The sequence below is a fragment of the Saccharopolyspora terrae genome (assembly GCF_004348435.1).
Classification (GTDB): Bacteria; Actinomycetota; Actinomycetes; order Mycobacteriales; family Pseudonocardiaceae; genus Saccharopolyspora; species Saccharopolyspora endophytica.
Map to the genome: position 1 here is coordinate 90,003 of NZ_SMKS01000003.1, position 15,255 is coordinate 105,257.

The 15,255-nt window shown below is 67.1% G+C and carries 15 protein-coding genes; 6 read left to right on the forward strand and 9 right to left on the reverse strand.

The window, feature by feature from the left end:
- The first annotated feature begins 28 nt into the window (after positions 1-28).
- The 4 genes from E1181_RS03375 to E1181_RS03390 all read left to right on the forward strand — a co-directional run bounded on the left by E1181_RS03375 (position 29) and on the right by E1181_RS03390 (position 2,741).
- On the forward strand, positions 29-469 hold the full coding sequence (locus tag E1181_RS03375; protein WP_132672389.1) for a roadblock/LC7 domain-containing protein: 441 nt from the start codon (positions 29-31) through the stop codon (positions 467-469).
- 310 nt (positions 470-779) lie between these two features.
- Complete coding sequence (locus E1181_RS31980; protein ID WP_235875930.1) at positions 780-1,115, forward strand: DUF742 domain-containing protein; 336 nt, start codon at positions 780-782, stop codon at positions 1,113-1,115.
- A gap of 84 nt (positions 1,116-1,199) precedes the next feature.
- Positions 1,200-1,832 carry a GTP-binding protein gene (locus E1181_RS03385; RefSeq protein WP_132672391.1) on the forward strand — a complete coding sequence of 211 codons (633 nt, stop codon included), beginning with the start codon at positions 1,200-1,202 and terminating at the stop codon, positions 1,830-1,832.
- A gap of 168 nt (positions 1,833-2,000) precedes the next feature.
- Complete coding sequence (locus E1181_RS03390; RefSeq protein WP_132672392.1) at positions 2,001-2,741, forward strand: hypothetical protein; 741 nt, start codon at positions 2,001-2,003, stop codon at positions 2,739-2,741.
- Here the strand turns inward: E1181_RS03390 and E1181_RS03395 are convergent.
- The 5 genes from E1181_RS03395 to E1181_RS03415 all read right to left on the reverse strand — a co-directional run bounded on the left by E1181_RS03395 (position 2,716) and on the right by E1181_RS03415 (position 8,921).
- Positions 2,716-3,663, reverse strand: a complete 948-nt coding sequence (locus E1181_RS03395) for a patatin-like phospholipase family protein (protein ID WP_132672393.1) — start codon at positions 3,661-3,663, stop codon at positions 2,716-2,718. The genes E1181_RS03390 and E1181_RS03395 overlap by 26 nt on opposite strands.
- Positions 3,664-3,725: 62 nt before the next feature.
- Positions 3,726-4,160: an alternative ribosome rescue aminoacyl-tRNA hydrolase ArfB gene (arfB, locus tag E1181_RS03400; protein WP_132672394.1), complete on the reverse strand. Its 435-nt coding sequence runs from the start codon at positions 4,158-4,160 to the stop codon at positions 3,726-3,728.
- Positions 4,161-4,268: 108 nt separating this feature from the next.
- Positions 4,269-5,636 (reverse strand): serine hydrolase domain-containing protein, encoded by a 1,368-nt coding sequence (locus E1181_RS03405; protein ID WP_132672395.1) that lies wholly within the window; start codon positions 5,634-5,636, stop codon positions 4,269-4,271.
- A gap of 87 nt (positions 5,637-5,723) precedes the next feature.
- On the reverse strand, positions 5,724-6,635 hold the full coding sequence (locus tag E1181_RS03410; RefSeq protein WP_235875947.1) for a CPBP family intramembrane glutamic endopeptidase: 912 nt from the start codon (positions 6,633-6,635) through the stop codon (positions 5,724-5,726).
- Between the two features lie 162 nt (positions 6,636-6,797).
- On the reverse strand, positions 6,798-8,921 hold the full coding sequence (locus E1181_RS03415; RefSeq protein WP_132672397.1) for a transglycosylase domain-containing protein: 2,124 nt from the start codon (positions 8,919-8,921) through the stop codon (positions 6,798-6,800).
- A 290-nt stretch (positions 8,922-9,211) separates the two neighbouring features.
- On the opposite strand from E1181_RS03415, the gene E1181_RS03420 reads away from it, so the two are divergent.
- Positions 9,212-9,589 carry a hypothetical protein gene (locus tag E1181_RS03420; RefSeq protein ID WP_132672398.1) on the forward strand — a complete coding sequence of 126 codons (378 nt, stop codon included), beginning with the start codon at positions 9,212-9,214 and terminating at the stop codon, positions 9,587-9,589.
- Here the strand turns inward: E1181_RS03420 and E1181_RS03425 are convergent.
- Together E1181_RS03425 and E1181_RS03430 are read right to left on the reverse strand one after the other, a co-directional pair.
- The gene (locus tag E1181_RS03425; protein WP_132672399.1) at positions 9,582-10,007 is read right to left on the reverse strand and encodes a hypothetical protein; all 426 of its coding nucleotides are present in this window, start codon (positions 10,005-10,007) and stop codon (positions 9,582-9,584) included. The two genes, E1181_RS03420 and E1181_RS03425, sit on opposite strands and share 8 nt — an antisense overlap.
- Positions 10,008-10,192: 185 nt before the next feature.
- Positions 10,193-11,326 carry an MFS transporter gene (locus tag E1181_RS03430; protein WP_132672400.1) on the reverse strand — a complete coding sequence of 378 codons (1,134 nt, stop codon included), beginning with the start codon at positions 11,324-11,326 and terminating at the stop codon, positions 10,193-10,195.
- Between the two features lie 144 nt (positions 11,327-11,470).
- On the opposite strand from E1181_RS03430, the gene E1181_RS03435 reads away from it, so the two are divergent.
- A complete protein-coding gene (locus E1181_RS03435) occupies positions 11,471-12,715 on the forward strand; it encodes a M14 family zinc carboxypeptidase (RefSeq protein WP_132672401.1) in 1,245 nt (414 codons plus the stop codon).
- A 174-nt stretch (positions 12,716-12,889) separates the two neighbouring features.
- Here the strand turns inward: E1181_RS03435 and E1181_RS03440 are convergent, their stop codons facing one another.
- Positions 12,890-13,591: a DUF6319 family protein gene (locus E1181_RS03440; RefSeq protein ID WP_132672402.1), complete on the reverse strand. Its 702-nt coding sequence runs from the start codon at positions 13,589-13,591 to the stop codon at positions 12,890-12,892.
- Between the two features lie 107 nt (positions 13,592-13,698).
- Positions 13,699-15,186, reverse strand: coding sequence for a flavin-containing monooxygenase (locus E1181_RS03445; RefSeq protein ID WP_132672403.1), 1,488 nt, complete (start codon positions 15,184-15,186; stop codon positions 13,699-13,701).
- Positions 15,187-15,255 lie beyond the last annotated feature (69 nt).

A 15,255-nucleotide genomic window follows, 5' to 3' on the forward strand; every position in this document is an offset into this window, starting at 1 on the left:
CGAATCAGTTAGGAGGAAAGGAGGCGCCATGAACGCCCAAAATTCCCAGCCGAGCCAGTTCGGTTGGCTCGTCACGGACTTCACCGAGCGGGTTCCCGGTGTTGCCCACGCAGTCGTCGTCTCGGCTGACGGACTTCTGCTGACCGCCTCGGCGAAACTCCCCACCGACCGCGCAGACCAGCTCGCCGCCGTCGCGTCCGGCCTGCTCAGCCTCACCCAGGGTGCGGCTCGGTGCTTCGAGGCGGGCGCTGTCACCGAAACCGTCGTCGAGATGGAACGCGGACTGATGCTGCAGATGGCGATCAGCGACGGCTCCTGCCTGACGGTGTTGGCGGCGCCGCAGTGCGACATGGGTTTGATCGCCTACGAGATGACCTTGTTGGTCGAACGCGTCGGCCAGATCCTGACGCCGGAGCTGCGTTCTCAGCTGCGGGGAACAAGCCGCGTGATGACCGGACAGTCGGTGTGAGGCGAAGATGAGCGAAGGTCCGGACCCGACCGGGCAACACCGGCGGCGCCCCTCCGGCCCGCCGGAAAGCGACAGCGTGGCGGAGGTTTTCAACCGGTTCACCCTGGACAGCGGTCTACGCGGGTGGCGCCGGAAGCGTGCGCAGAAGGATCCCGGGCCGCAGGGCACGACCGAGTCGGAGGAGGTCGAGGACGCCTCCCGGTCACGGTCGGCCTCCCCCGGCGCATCCGCAGCACCACAACCGGCCGGTGATCGCGGCAATCCCGCTCCACCAAGTGCGGCCGGTTCTCCGTCGCCGAGCAGTGAAGCGATGTCCACCTCCATCCGCCCGTACGCGTGGACCGGTGGCCGAACCAGGTCCAACCACCACCTGGAGCTCGAAACGCTGGTTTCGGCGAGCGATTTCTGCACGCCGGAGAGGTTGCAGCGCACCGAGCACCACGCCATCGCCGAGATCTGCCAGCATCCGCGGTCGATCGCTGAGGTCGGCGCGATGCTGGGAGTCCCGCTCGGCGTGGCGAAGGTCCTGCTCGGCGATATGGCGGATCTGGGTCTGGTCACGGTGCACGAGACGGTCAGCGACAACAGCAGCTCGTCGCACTTCTTGTTGATGGAACGGGTCCTGAGCGGACTCCGCCGGCTCTGACTTCCCCCCCAGCGCGCGGGTCTCCTGGGCAGCCGCGCCGAACGCAGAAACCCAGCATTGACTTGATGACTGAAGTGGGCAGACATGAATCCTGATACGCAAGCCCGACCTGAATACCCCCGCAGGTCCCCGACCACCACCTCCGCGAAGATCGTCGTCGCAGGTGGATTCGGCGCCGGCAAAACCACATTCGTCGGTTCAGTGTCGGAAATCGTGCCGTTGACCACCGAAGCGGTCATGACCGAGGCCAGTCACGGCATCGACGACCTGCACGCGACACCGAACAAGCAGACCACGACGGTGGCCATGGACTTCGGTCGTCTGTCGCTGGACTCGGACCTGATCCTCTACCTGTTCGGCACCCCTGGCCAGCACCGTTTCTGGTTCATGTGGGACGACCTGGTGCGCGGAGCGATCGGCGCGGTCGTCCTGGTCGACACACGCCGGCTGGCCGACTGCTTCTCGGCCATCGACTTCTTCGAGGACCGCAAGCTGCCCTACATCGTTGGGCTCAACTGCTTCGACGGCAACCTGCAGCACCGGGTTCAGGAGGTCCGAGAAGCGATGGCGATCCCAGACGACGTTCCGATCGTCACCTGCGACGCCCGAAACCGGGAGTCCACCAAGCAATCCCTGATCCGGTTGGTCGAATACGCGATGCAGTGGTGGATGCAGAGGTATCCGGAGGAGCAGGGGAGCCTTTCTGCCACCCGCTGAGCGGTTTTCCCTCGGTGGGTATGGGTTCGCTCCCGCCCTGCTGGACTGACCGCAACGTTCCCATACCCACCTAGCAAGCCTGTAATCACCCGCTCAGGTGATCACGACACACGCATCGTCCGTGCCTGCTACACCAATTCGGCGCCTAGTATGCGGATAGTTCTACGCATGCAGAAGACGACCGCCGCCAAAGCCGCCGCTCTGAGCTTCCGCCGCCGCGTGTACCGGGTCAGTGAACTGACCAAGCTCGGGATCAGCCAGTCGACGGCCTATCGCTGGGCTCGTGCCGACGGCCCGTGGACACGTCTGGCCCCGGGAATCGTGCTCGTCGCGCCCGGCCCTGCGACGGTGCGGGATCGCATCGACGCTGCTCTGCTTCGCGCCGGGCCTCACGCGATGCTCACCGGATTGCACGCGGCTCGCCTGCACGGCTTGAAGTCGCCTCCGGAATCGGCCGACATCCACGTCCTCATCCCGCATCGGCAGAAGATCCAGAGCTACGCGGGCACCAGGTTCGAACGGACCACCCGACTGCCGAAACCCGTTTTCATCGACGGGATTCCGGTGGCACCGCCGGTGCGCGCGGTGATGGACGGTGCTCGCACCTTCATGTCTGCGGCGCTGACCCAGCAGATCCTGTTCGAGGCGATCAAGGCGGAGAACCTATGCCGCTTCGAGGAGCTCGTGGCCGAGATGGAGACCGGAAGCCGGCGGGGAACGGCCGTGCCCCGCGCAACGTTGCGCGCCTACAAGTCCGGTCTTGAACCGCCACGAGATCTCCTGCGCGTGGCGCTGACACCCGCATCCGGACCGCCACCGCGTGCCGTGCGACCGCGCCGCCGTTCCCTGTTGAGCGCGGGGCGGTTGCTCAGCCGCACCGTGCTCAGAACGCTGGTGCCGAGTCCGTGATCCCGAACTGCTCGTCACCAACGGGTTTTCCGGCGATGGTGACAGGACGTCCTGCCGGGACGGGTGTGGCTGCGGGGAGCCAGCTGCGGGCGACCCGCCAGGCGCTGTCGATCAAGGCCCCGGAATGGGCGAAGGAGTAGGGCGAAAGGCCGACGATGGAAGGAGCCGGCACCACGTACAACTCGCAACGTGGAGCGTTGACCTGCATGTCCAATCGCGCTGCGGAGACCATCGCGGCGCCCAGGGCAGCCCCGTTGACGCCACTGATCGACCGCGGCGGTGTCTTCGGCGGTGGCCAAGTCGCGATCGAACCGATCCCGCGGCGTCGGTCCTGGGTGAACTCGAAGGGCTCAGTGCCGCCGCAGGGGAGCACGAACACCCGTTGTGCTCCTTGCTCGACCGCGCGGCTGATGGGCATGAACGCGGCAGGTCCACCGTCGACGAGCCAGCGCCCACCGACTTCCACAGGAGGGAACATCCCGGGGATCGAGCACGACGCCACCAGCGGTGGCAGGGCAGGGCCGTCTTCGAAGTAGACGGCATCACCGGTGTCGAGGTCGGTCGCGGTCACCGTCAGCGGGATCACGCCCTGCTCCAGCCTGCGGAACGGTAGGGTTTCGTGCAGCCAGCGGGCCAGACCGTGGTTGCCCATGACGTGGTTGGACAGGCCGAGCTTGCCCGCGAGGATTCTGGTGGGCTGGATCGGGAACACGTCGGCTCGCCGCATCGACTTCCACAGGTCGCGCAGCTTCTCGGCACCGCGCGTGGTCGGATCACCGGCCAGCCATGCCGCGTTGAGCGAGCCCGCGGAGGTTCCCACGACGAGATCCGGCACGATTCCCGCCTCGAACAGTGCCGTTGCCAGACCTGCCTGAATGGCTCCGAAGGTGGAGCCGCCGGGCATGACCCATGCTGTGCGCATCAGCTCGTTCCCTCCTGCGTTCACCTGTGCGCAAGAGTAACGAGGAACGCGGTATTCGCAGCTCAGGCGTCGCCGGGATCACCCCGCCTGCGCTGGCGTTTGACTTCGGAGCGCCGCTTCTTGCCGGCGAGTCGTCGCCTTTGCGATCCCTTGGTCGGTTTGGTGGGGCGGCGCTTCGCAGCGGGTGGTGCGACGGCGGAAGCGAGCACTGCGGCGAGGCGTTCCCGCGCGGCTTGGCGGTTGGCCAGCTGAGCTCGGTTCTCGGATGCGGTGATCGTGAGCACCCCGTCGACCAACCGGTTCCCGAGCCTCTCCAGCGCGCGTGCGCGCAGCCGCTCGGGCACCGAGGACGAGCGCGCCAGGTCGAACGAAAGCTCCACCCGCGAGTCGGTGGTGTTGACGCCTTGCCCGCCTGGCCCGGACGACCTGGAGAAACGCTCGGACAGCTCCGCGGGCGGAATGCTCCAGTCACTCGTGATCGGCAGGTCGTCGGCCATACCGCAAGCATGCCGCACGGGCTCTGCGCGGCACAGCCGCGCCCACCTGGGCAGCTTGGGTCCCTTCATCCTCGATCTTTTGGCAGGAAGGGACCCAAGCTGCACCGATCAGCTGCCTGCGGGCCGCCATCCTGCAACGCCACCAGGCACCGGGGCGTCTGAGGCGTACGGGGTGCGAGTGAAGATGAACGTGTTCAGGTTGAGGTGGTTGGGCGTGCCGTCGGCGTTTCGGCCGATGCGCAGGATCTCGCCCGCGTAGTAGCCGTCAAGGCCGGTCCAGGTGCCGTCGCCGTTGGGGCGGAAGCGCGAGGCCCGTCCTCGGCGGCCGTGCCCGAGCCTGAGGTCGAGGAGCCCGTTGCTGAGCACGCGCAGCACGTGCGGCGACGGACCCCAGTACCACTCCCCCGTCAGTTCCAGCAGCCCCATGTCCACGTCCGGTCGCGGGATCCAGGGCTCCGGGATGCGCGGTTCGTGCTCGGCCAGGGCGTCGAGCAGGTCCGTGCCCAGAGCCCCGGTGACCCCTGCCGTCGTGTTGGCCATGAAGATCACGGCCTCGTTCTCGGCAGGGTCGGCCCACACGCTGGCCAGGAATCCCGGCATCGAGCCGCTGTGACCGGCCAGGCGACGGCCGTTGTGCCGCAGCAGCTGAAAACCGAGTCCGTACCCGGAGCGCCATTCAGGCCCGTCGTCCACCGAGCCGGGCACGCGCATTTCGGCCACCGTGTCCGGGTGGAGCACCTCGCCGGTGTCGCCCAGGACGAAGCGGGCCCACCGGGCCATGTCGTCGAAGGTCGACCACAGCTGCCCTGCGGGCGCCATCGCCCCTGCGTCTTCCGCCGGCTCCGGTAGCACCACGTCCGCCCACGGGTGGACCGCGAAACCTTCCGCGTGGGGCGCGACGGGGCTCAAGGTGGTGCGGCGCATGCCGAGCGGCCGCAGGATCTCGCGTTCCATCACCTCGTGCCACGGGGCACCACGCAACCGGGCCACCAGCTCGCCCAGGATTCCGAAACCCACGTTGGAGTAGTGGAACTGGTGGCGCGGGGTCGGGCGCAGCGCGCTGTCGTCGACGGAGGCGAGCAGCTCCTCCGGGCTTCCACCCGGGGTGCGCTCCCACCACTGTCCTGCGGGCTCGGCGGTCAACCCGCTGCACTGGCTGAGGATCTCGCCGATGCTGCGGTTTCCGAGCGAGGTCCCCGGCAGGTACTCGTCCAGCTTGTCGGCGAGGTCGAGTCGGCCTTCGTCGCGCAGCCGCATCACGAGCACGCCCACGAACGTCTTCGTGATCGATCCGATCCTGTACTGGGTGTCCGTCGTGGAGGGAGCTTCGTTCACCTGGCCACGGGAATCGAACCAGACCGTCTCTCCATCACGCACGAGACCGGCGATCAGGGAAGGAACACGGTTTTCACTCTGCTCCACAGCCAGGCGCCGCAGCAGCACGCGCTGGGTGGAGGGCAGCAGACTCGTCACCATGCCCCAATGCTTTCACGCCAAAGGACCAAGACACGCACATTTCGCGATCGGCCGGAGCAGAGTGACTGGAAGGTTCCCTTGCGCCGCTCATGCCTTGCGGCTGCGGCGTTCGACCCCCTTGCTGATTCCTTGCTTGATGACCTGGAAGCGCACGGGCAGCTTGCCGATCATGACCAGGACGAGGATGAGCAGGACCAGCACGATCCAGCCGCTCCACCCCAGCAGGCCGACGCTGGCGTTGTCGACCGGGTGACCGGCCTGGCTGAAGATCACTGCCATCGTTCCCGCGGAGTTGAGGAATCCGTGTGCGATCGCGGCTGGCCACACGCTGTCGGAGGCGAGCCTCAGCCAGCTCAGCAACGTTCCCACGAGCACGCAGAAGCAACCCATCATCAGGAACGACACCACGATCGGAACCGTCGGGTAGTTGTACCCGAGGAGCAGGATCGGCGCGTGCCAAAGACCCCACAGAACTCCGGTCGTGAGGAAGGAACCGGGCTGCCCCAGCGGCAGCAGGGCTTTGGTCAGGTAACCGCGCCAGCCGAGCTCTTCGCCGAGCGCCGGCAGCGTGTGCAGCCAGCCCAACAGGAACACCTGGCCGAGCTGGGTCACCGCGAGCGCCGTCGGTGATGTCTGGTTCTGCTCACCGACAACGGTGGCGCCGACCTGCTCCACGAGACCCGAGAACCCGGTCCAGTCCGCCTGGTAGACACCGAGCAGGTAGCCGACCAGCAAGGCGAGCAGCACTGCCAGCAGGGGGCCGACGAACCCCAGGACGGCGTATCTCCACCACTTCTTGATGCCGCCGGGGTTGGTCAGTCCCAACGCGCGCATCGGGGAGGCGCTGGGGCTGATCCACTTGGTGACCACCACTGCCGCGACGGCGGGCATGAACATCATGAGGGTCAGGGCGACCGGCGCCCATACCCACGACAGGCCCTCGCCGGTCAGCCACAGAGGCGTGGTCAGCAACCAAGCAGGCGCATAGGCGAGAACCACGAACCAGACGGTGCCGCGAACATCCACTCGATCACGTTCGGAAACCACGTAGGCATTTTGCCAATGATTTCTGAGTTATCGCTGAGTACGGGCTGATGACACGAGAAAAGGGGACCTTCCTGCCATTCGACATGACAGAAAGGTCCCCATGCTCACGTCCGATTACGGCGCCGGTGCGGAGGGCGGTGTCGCGGCGGGCGGCGGTGTGCCGGGCAGGGCGGCGACCGGCAATCCGCTGTGGATCTTGGTCATCGCGTCGAACCACGTTCGCGCGGGCACCTTGCCGCCGTAGATGTTGCCGCCACCACCGCACAGGTAGGGCGGCGAGTCTCCGCCACCGTCGCAGATGCCTTCCGGGCGCTTGCCGTCGGAGTAGGTCAGCACGGCACCGGCCATCTGCGGAGTGGCCGCCAGGAACGCCGCGGACTTGTGCTCCTGGGTCGTGCCGGTCTTTCCGATCATCGGACGAGCCCACTGGACCGCCTGCGCGGCCGCGCGGGAGGTTCCCTCGGTGTCGTCCTTGCTCAGTCCTTGCGCGAGAGCGGTGGCCACCGCGGGTGCCACCGCCTGCTCGCAGGCGGGCTCACCGAGCTGCACCGGGTTGCCGTAGCGGTCCTTGACCTCTTCGATCGGGGTCGGCGGGCAGTAGACGCCATCGCTCATGATCGTGGCCGCGACGTTGGACAGCTCCAGCACGCTCGTCGGCGTGAAGCCGAGAGTGAAGGAACCGTTGTTGCGCCGCTTGATCGAGTCGCCCAGCGACGGCCCGTTCGAGCCGTCGTCCTTGAGCGTCGAACCCAACGAGTTCACGCCGTTGATGCTCTTGCGCATGCCGAGCTTGGCGGCCATGTCGACGGCGTTGTTCAGGCCGGCCCGTTCCAGCAGCGCCACGAAGCCGGTGTTCGGCGAGGTCGCCAACGCCATCTGCAGCGTTCGCGGCCCCGGCCTCACGCCATCGGCGTTGTGCACGGTGTAGGGCGCCTGCCCGTTCTTGTAGATGCGCGAGGTGTAGCTGGCGGGGACGTCGATCGTGTCGTAGATGCTCATGCCGCGCTCGATCGCAGCTCCGGCGGTGAAGATCTTGTAGATCGAGCCCGCACCGAAGGGCTGCACGCGGCTGACGATGTCGTAGGCCGTCTGCCCCTTGCTCGGGTCGTTGCCGAAGTCGCGGTTGGCGACCAGGGCGCGAACCTTGTGCTTGTCCTTGCCCGGTTCGACGACCGACATCGCGTTGGCGATGCCTTCGGTCTGGGTCGGGACCTGCTTCTGGGCGGCCTGCTTGGCGGCGTCGGAAGCGGTGCGGTCCAGGGTCGTGCGCACCGTGTAGCCGCCGACCTTCAGCTTGTCGGTGTCGATGCCGTACTTCTCGAGGTAGTCGCGGACGTAGGTGCAGAAGAATCCGTCGGTGGTGCCGTCGCCGATGCCGACGCAGCCGTTCGGCGGCCGCCCCAGCGGGGACAGGACGCCCAAGGGCTCCTTCTTCGCGATCTCAGCGTCTTCCTCGGTGATGCGAATGTCGTTGTTGCTGTCGGCCATCAGGTCGATGACCAGGTTGCGGCGGGCCAGCGCGTCCTGCGGGTTGCTGTTGGGGTTCAGCGAACCGGGCTGGTTGACCACCGCGGCCAGCAGCGCCGCCTGAGCGATCGTCAGCTTGTCAGGCGTGGTGCCGAAGTAGGTCTGGGACGCAGCGCCGACCCCGAAGGTCTGGTTGCCGAAGGGCACCACGTTGAGATATCCGGTGAGGATCTCTTCCTTGGACATGGTGCGTTCGAGCTCGACGGCGATCTTGGCTTCGCGGAGCTTCCGGGCGACCGTGGTCTCCTTGGCCTGCTCCGCCTCCAACTCGGTGGTGGCCGAGACGTGCACCAGGTAGTTCTTCACGTACTGCTGAGTGATCGTGGACGCGCCCTGCGCAGTCTCACCGCTGCCGATGTTCGTCGCGAGTGCGCGGATGGTGCCGTGCCAGTCGACGCCGCCGTGATGCCAGTAGCGCTTGTCCTCGACCGCGGTGATGGCGGCCTTCATGGTGTCGGCGATCTGCTCGGGGCGGGTTTCGACCCGGTAGTCCTTGAAGAAGTAGGCGATGGGCTTGCCGTTGCGGTCGGTGACGGTCGACACCTGCGGCATTTCCCGCTTTGCGAGCGAACTCGACATTTTCGACATGGCATGGGTGGTCTGGTTGACCATCGCCCCAGCCCCGGTCGCAACTGGCAGCAGTAAGGCCGCCACGAGTACGCCGGCTAGGACGCACAGTCCGAACATCTTCAACAGCACGCCGCTGCGCACGCCAGCCCCTATCACCAAAGTGTCCGCAAGATCCGGCCGCCGACCGCGCCACGTGGCGCGAACCCACGCTCCCGCTCACCGATCCCAGCCGCCGGGAAGAACCACCGGCTTCCACTGCCCGGAAGCAATCGGCATCCGTTTCGCTTTGCCGTCAACCAGTTCGTTGATATCACACCGGTCCGCGCGCTCCGCGTGCTGCCGAACAACTGAATTCGACTCGAAACCGACACGGAAACAGGTCGGGTAACTACACTTCGTGACAGAAGGGTTCCCTTGCTCGCGGAGGAAACATGACCGATCCGTTCCTGGATTCACTCGCCAATGCCCTGGGCGGGCAGGCGGCCACCGCACTGGGTGCCGCCGGGACGATGGCGTTGGCGAAGGTCCGCGAACTGCTTCGCCGCAGGTCGCAGCAGGACCCTGAAACACAGGCGGCCTTGGAGGCAGCCGAGAGCGAGGACGCGGGCCCGGCTCAGGTCACGGCGCTGGCGGAGCGGCTGGACGCGGTGTGCTCGGAAGACGAGGAGTTCGCCGAACTGCTGCGCCGCGAAGGCGCCGCCGTGCACAACGAGATCACGGCGTCGAACAACGTCGTGAACATCAACAACGGTCAGGTCAAGAATTTGGTGCAAACCCGCGAGATCAACGGCGGGATCACCTTCAACTAGTGCGCTGATCCGACTGGTCGAGCCCGGCCAGATACCGGTTGTACTCGGCCAGCTCCGGATCTTCATCCGAATCAACGGGCGGCGCCGGAGGCGGCACCAGGGGCCGTGACCGGCGTCGTTCCGGTTCTTCGGACACCGCTGAGGCGGTGCTCGACCCTTCGTCAGCGTCGGCACTGGTCGCGGGTTCGGCCTCGCCGCGCTGCTGCGCGAAGTCCATGCGGATCAGCTTGATCCAGAGGAAGATCGTGAAGGCACCGAACAGCGGCCACTGCAGCGCATAGCCGAGGTTCTGGAAGCTCCCTCCGGCCTCGTGCGCGCGATCCCACTGCCACACGGCGAGGAAGCCGGTGGCGATCGTGGCCACGATGAACAGCGCATGCAGAAGCAGCCAACGTGGGGTCAACAGGCTGCGCAACACGCATCCGATTCTAGGTGCTCCCGGTGGACGGCGATGGCCCGGCACCGTGGGCCCCTCGTCTCAGCCACTGTGCGTGATCTCGTCGTTCTGCCCGAACCCAAGGGACTCCTGTGGCCAAATGCACAGGTCGGTAAGGCCCTTCTTCGGTCGTGGCCGCGTCGCGGGTGACAGGGAGGTTCCCTCGCTCACGCCCACCGGCGGCCGGCCAGGGCGCGGCAGGAGAGCAGCGGTGCGCCCGTGATCGCGAAGGTTACCGGGTATCCGGACGCGGCGATGAGGACGCCGAACCCGATCGCGCCGAGTCCGTGACCGCCGTCGTAGGCGATGTTCCACGCGGTGCTCGCGGTCGCCGAGTCGGCGCGTTCCAGCATGAGGATGAGGGTCGTGTTCTGCACGGCTCCGAACCCGGTGCCGAACACCGCCGCGCCTGCCAGCGCCACCGGGTCCGCGGTCCACGCGGCCAAGGCCAGCAGCAGCACTCCGAACCCGCCGAACAGCACCGACGGCGCGAGGACGCTCTGCTGCCCGAATCGGTCGCCCAGGTGCCCGGCGAGCCACCGGCCGAGCATGGTGGCGGCGGCGAAGATCAGCAGCGCGGCCGGGGCGACCGACGGGGTGACGGCCAACGGCAGGAACGCCGTCAAACCCCCTGCCGCAGCCGTGTTGACGGCCATGACCGTCCACGAGGGCAGCAGCGCGACCGGCCGGGCCTTCGCTCCTCGCTCCTGGTCGCGGGTGCGCACCCGCTCGATGCCCAGGATCGTCAGGGCGGCCAGGACGGGGATCGCACCGGCGGCCCAGAACAGGGGCCCGAACCCGATTCGGCCGCTCAGCCACACCCCGGCCGGCAGCAGGGCGACGTTGGGCAGGCCGATGGCGAGGCCGTAGTAGGCGGCCGCCCGGCCTCGTTGTGCGGCGGGAACGAGTTCCGCGGTCAGCGCCGATCCGGTGACCGTCAGCAACCCGAACCCGATTCCGCGCAGCGCCGAGACTCCGAGCAGCACCCACATGTCGCTGGAGAGCGCGAACAGCGGAGTGGGAAGCCCGATCATCGCGGTCCCCAGGGCGAACAGCCCGCGGCAGTCCATCCTCCTGAGCAACCACGGCATCGCCAGCTGCGTAAGCACCGTGACCAGCATGAACACCGCGTTCGTCGCGCCCGCCGCGATCTCGCCCGCGCCTCCGACCACGGCCCACAACGGCACCACGGGCAGGAGCAAGGCGTACCCGGAGAACCCTCCCACCGTCGCGATCAGCAAGAAGCGGAACGAGCGCTGTCGCAGCGGGGTCCTGGATTCGGTCGAGACGGGTGTTCGCACCTGCTCTTGATAGGCGGTGGACCCTTCGCGTGTCCATTCGGCCCTGGCGAGAACCTGCCGAGTTGTCCCCTCTTGGCCGATTGTGCGCTTTCTGTCGATCGACTTGTCTGGTGCCCCGTTTCGGCAACGGCAAGGAGTCCGGCAATGCAGAGATGGCAAGCACTGGCGTTTGCGGGTGTCGTGGTGGGCACCGCGTTGGTTCCCGCGACCGCAGGAGCACCACCGACCATGGCCGCACCGCCCCCGTGCAGCGAGGAGCCTCGGGAGAACCCGATCACCGAGTTCACCAGCTACGACGAGATGCTGGTGGAGCTCGACCGCATCGAACGCGTCAGCGCCGGCCGCGTGGCCGTGGAAGATGTGGGGGGTTCCAACAGGGGCCGCGACATGATGCTCGCGCGCGTGGGCACCGGGCCGAAGGTCGTGTTCATCACCGCCGAGATCCACGGCAACGAGAAGACGGGCCCTGACGCCCTGCTCGACATGCTCGACTACCTGGGCACCTCGGACTCCACCACCGCGCAGCAGGTCCGCGACCAGCTGACGGTGGTCGCCATGCCGAAGATCAATCCGGACGCCGGTTCCCTCGACCGGCGCGGCAACGACATGACCTGGCAGGAAGTTCAGTCCCGCTTCCCCCAGCTGGCCACGTCACCGCCGCCGTGGAACTACATCACCGATCAGCGGCAGGGCGACGACTACTCGCAACGTCCGGGGTTCGACGTCAACCGCGACTACCACCCGAACCTGGCGTACCAGCCGCAGCCGCAGGACTTCCCCGGCAGCAGCGACAAGCCAGGGTGGTTCATCAGCCCGGAGACGCAGACGGTCCGCGACGTCTACACGGGGCTGCAAGCCGAGTTCGGCGCTGTTGACACCTACGTCGACCTTCATCACCAGGGGGCCTGCTACACGGTTCCCGGCACTGACAGGTTCGTGACCATGAGCCTGTCCGGGAAGTTCGTCGCGGACCCGAACACGCCGGAAGGTGCCGCCTTCGCCGAGTTCGCCGACAGCTATCGCCCGGAGTACTCCAAGCAGCTCAACGTGGCGGCGTACAACGCGCTTCAAAGCGCTGCCGAGCGCAACCCCGACTTCGGCAACATCACGTTGTACCCGCAGGACATCAACCTGCCCGGCACAGGCCTCGGGTCCTTCCAGCTCAACGGCAGCGGTGCCGTGCTGTTCGAAGTGCGCGGCCAGACTCAGACGCTCGGCGAGCAGCACCGCGACATGCTCACGCGAACCGTCTACATCGGCCTGGACGGGATCCTTTCTTCCATCGCCTCGGGCGAGGTGGCCGAGCTCGACCCGGCCGTCTACGACCAGATCCCACCGACCGACCGCGGCGAGCGAACCCTGCAGGGGACGACCGACATCGAGGACTGATCTCCATCACCGCTGCGCCGTTTCTGACATCCAGGCGCGTGGCCAGAACGCCTCGGAGCTGGGAGAAGGCAGAAAGGTTCCCATGCTCCGAGGGCACTCCACGCGACCTTCGGGCGCGGGCGTGATGGGTTCAGGGGAGCGTGTCGTTGTCGTCCCCGCGGGGACGACAACGACTCACTCGTCGAGTTCTTCCAGTGCCGCCTCGGCGGCTTCGAGCTCGGCGCGGAGCTGCTCGACGCGGGCGCGGTGCTGTTCGCGTGCGGCTTCGATCAGCGGCTCGACGGCAGCGGCGACGTCGTCGTGCAGCAGTTTCGCCGCCTGGGCGACGGCGTTGGCCGGCACCTGGGTGGGTTTGACCAGCTTCCGCTTGGCGTTGACGACCTCGACGCTCCACTGACCGTCCTGGTCGGCGGTGAGCGTCACGACGGCACCACCGACGGGCTGCTTGACCTGCCGCGGTTTGCGTCGTGTCGCTGCGGTGTCAGCGGGTTTGGCCGTGGCCTGCGTGCTCGGCTTGGCGGCGGGAGCAGGCGCCGGTTTCGCCGCGGGCTTCTCGGCCGGCTTCGTCTCGGTCGCCGGACTCGGTGTGCTCGCCGGGGTCTTCGCGGCAGGTTTGGCCGCAGGCTCCGGCGTCGGCTTCTTGCGAGGTGGTTTGACCTGAGTGACTTCTGCGGTGGAGAAGGACAGGACGTCCTTCGAACCGGCCGGGCGGACCTGGATGAAGTCCCCTTCGGCCGGTTCGCCGAGCGCGATCACCTTGCCGGAGCGCCCTTCTTGGACTCCGACGGCAGAGCTGGTGAACCACACCGTCGGCGTGGTTCCAGCGCTGAGCTCCTCGCGGATTGTGCGCAGTTCATCGGACGACAGCGGTGACATCGCCGCCCCTAGCTAGGGTGCGCCCCTGAGGGGCTGCTCGACAGTGACCCGATCACTATATCGAACGCCCGTGCGAAGCTTCAACGGGGTTGGGCGATCCGATCGCCTCAGCGCGCGGTGATCTCGTAGTCGGACAGGTCCGCCTTCCTCGTGCGCATCCAGTACTTCCAGGTGAATCCCGGCCACAGCGTGCGGTTCACGCCGTTCTCGTCGAGGTACCAGCTCCGGCAACCGCCGACCGACCACACCCCGTCGCCCAGTTCGGACTGGAGCTCGCGGTTGAAGGCGTCCTGCACCGGCTGTCGAACGTCGACCTGGCCGATCTCGCCCTTGTGGATCCGGCGGATGCAGTCGATCACGTAGTTCAGCTGGGACTCGATCATGAACACGACCGAGTTGTGGCCGAGACCGGTGTTCGGGCCGAGGAGGAAGAACAGGTTGGGGAAGCCGGAGACCGTGATGCCGAGGTAGGTCTCGGCGCCGTCGCGCCAGGTGTCCTGGAGCTTGCGGCCTTCCCGGCCGACGATGGCGAGGTGGTCGTAGGCGTCGGTGACGTGGAAGCCGGTGCCGTAGATGATCGCGTCGACCTCGTGCTCCTGGCCGTCGCCGGTCACCACGGAGTTCTTGCGGACCTCGGTGACGCCGCTGGTGTCGACGTCGACGTTGGACCGGTTGAGCGCCGGGTAGTAGTCGCTGGAGAGCAGGATGCGCTTGCAGCCCATCGAGTAGTCCGGCGTGACGGCCTTGCGCAGCTTCGGATCCGAGATCGTCTTGCGGATGTAGCGCTTGGACAGCCATTCCGCAGCCTTGCCGAGGCGCTTGTTGAACACCGCGAAGAACCGGGCTTCGAGGATCCAGTACACCGCGACGCGCGCCGCGCGCTGCGCCAGCGGAACGCGGCGGAACAGCTTCTTGACCGACTCCGGGATCGCGCGGTCGGGCTTGGGCTGGACCCACGGGGGCGTGCGCTGGAACAGGTGCAGCTTCTGCGCCTGCTCCGCGACGCGGGGGACGAACTGGATCGCGCTCGCGCCGGTGCCGACGACCGCGACGCGCTTCCCCCGCAGGTCGTAGTCGTGGTTCCACTCCGCAGAGTGGAAGATCTCGCCTTCGAAGTCCTGCACACCGGGTAGGTCCGGGTAGCTGGGGATGTGCAGGGCGCCGACGCCGGACACCAGGGCGCGGCCGACGTACTCGGTTCCGTCGCCGGTGGTGACCAGCCAGGTCTTGGCCTGCTCGTCGTATTCGGCGCCGGTGAACTCCACGCCGTGGTGCACGTGGTCGCGGACCTGGTACTTGTCCGCGCAGTGGCTCAGGTACTCGTTGATCTCGCCCTGCTCGGCGAACAGCCGCGACCAGTTCGGGTTCTGCTCGAACGAGAACGAGTACATCAGCGAGGGCACGTCGCAGGCGCAGCCCGGGTAGGTGTTGTCCCGCCAGGTCCCGCCGAGGTCGGAGGACTTCTCCAGGACGATGAAGTCGTCGATGCCGGCTTGCTTGAGCTTGATCGCCATGCCGAGACCGGAGAACCCGGTTCCGACGATGACGACCGAGGTTTCGTATCGACGCTGGCCAGGCGACTGCTTCTGCACCATCAGAGCCCCTCCTCGGACACCGGCACCTTATCTACTCCGCAGTAGGCTACTACGAGTAGGTTACCTGCG

Coding starts and splice junctions, on each gene's coding strand:
- E1181_RS03405 (WP_132672395.1), bottom strand. CDS start 5,636: ATGGTGACGAGTCTGCTGCCCTCCACCCAGCGCGTGCTGCTGCGGCGC.
- arfB (WP_132672394.1), bottom strand. CDS start 4,160: ATGGCCGACGACCTGCCGATCACGAGTGACTGGAGCATTCCGCCCGCG.
- E1181_RS03435 (WP_132672401.1), top strand. CDS start 11,471: ATGCAGAGATGGCAAGCACTGGCGTTTGCGGGTGTCGTGGTGGGCACC.
- E1181_RS03395 (WP_132672393.1), bottom strand. CDS start 3,663: ATGCGCACAGCATGGGTCATGCCCGGCGGCTCCACCTTCGGAGCCATT.
- E1181_RS03385 (WP_132672391.1), top strand. CDS start 1,200: ATGAATCCTGATACGCAAGCCCGACCTGAATACCCCCGCAGGTCCCCG.
- E1181_RS03445 (WP_132672403.1), bottom strand. CDS start 15,186: ATGGTGCAGAAGCAGTCGCCTGGCCAGCGTCGATACGAAACCTCGGTC.
- E1181_RS03440 (WP_132672402.1), bottom strand. CDS start 13,591: ATGTCACCGCTGTCGTCCGATGAACTGCGCACAATCCGCGAGGAGCTC.
- E1181_RS03420 (WP_132672398.1), top strand. CDS start 9,212: ATGACCGATCCGTTCCTGGATTCACTCGCCAATGCCCTGGGCGGGCAG.
- E1181_RS03390 (WP_132672392.1), top strand. CDS start 2,001: ATGCAGAAGACGACCGCCGCCAAAGCCGCCGCTCTGAGCTTCCGCCGC.
- E1181_RS31980 (WP_235875930.1), top strand. CDS start 780: ATGTCCACCTCCATCCGCCCGTACGCGTGGACCGGTGGCCGAACCAGG.
- E1181_RS03375 (WP_132672389.1), top strand. CDS start 29: ATGAACGCCCAAAATTCCCAGCCGAGCCAGTTCGGTTGGCTCGTCACG.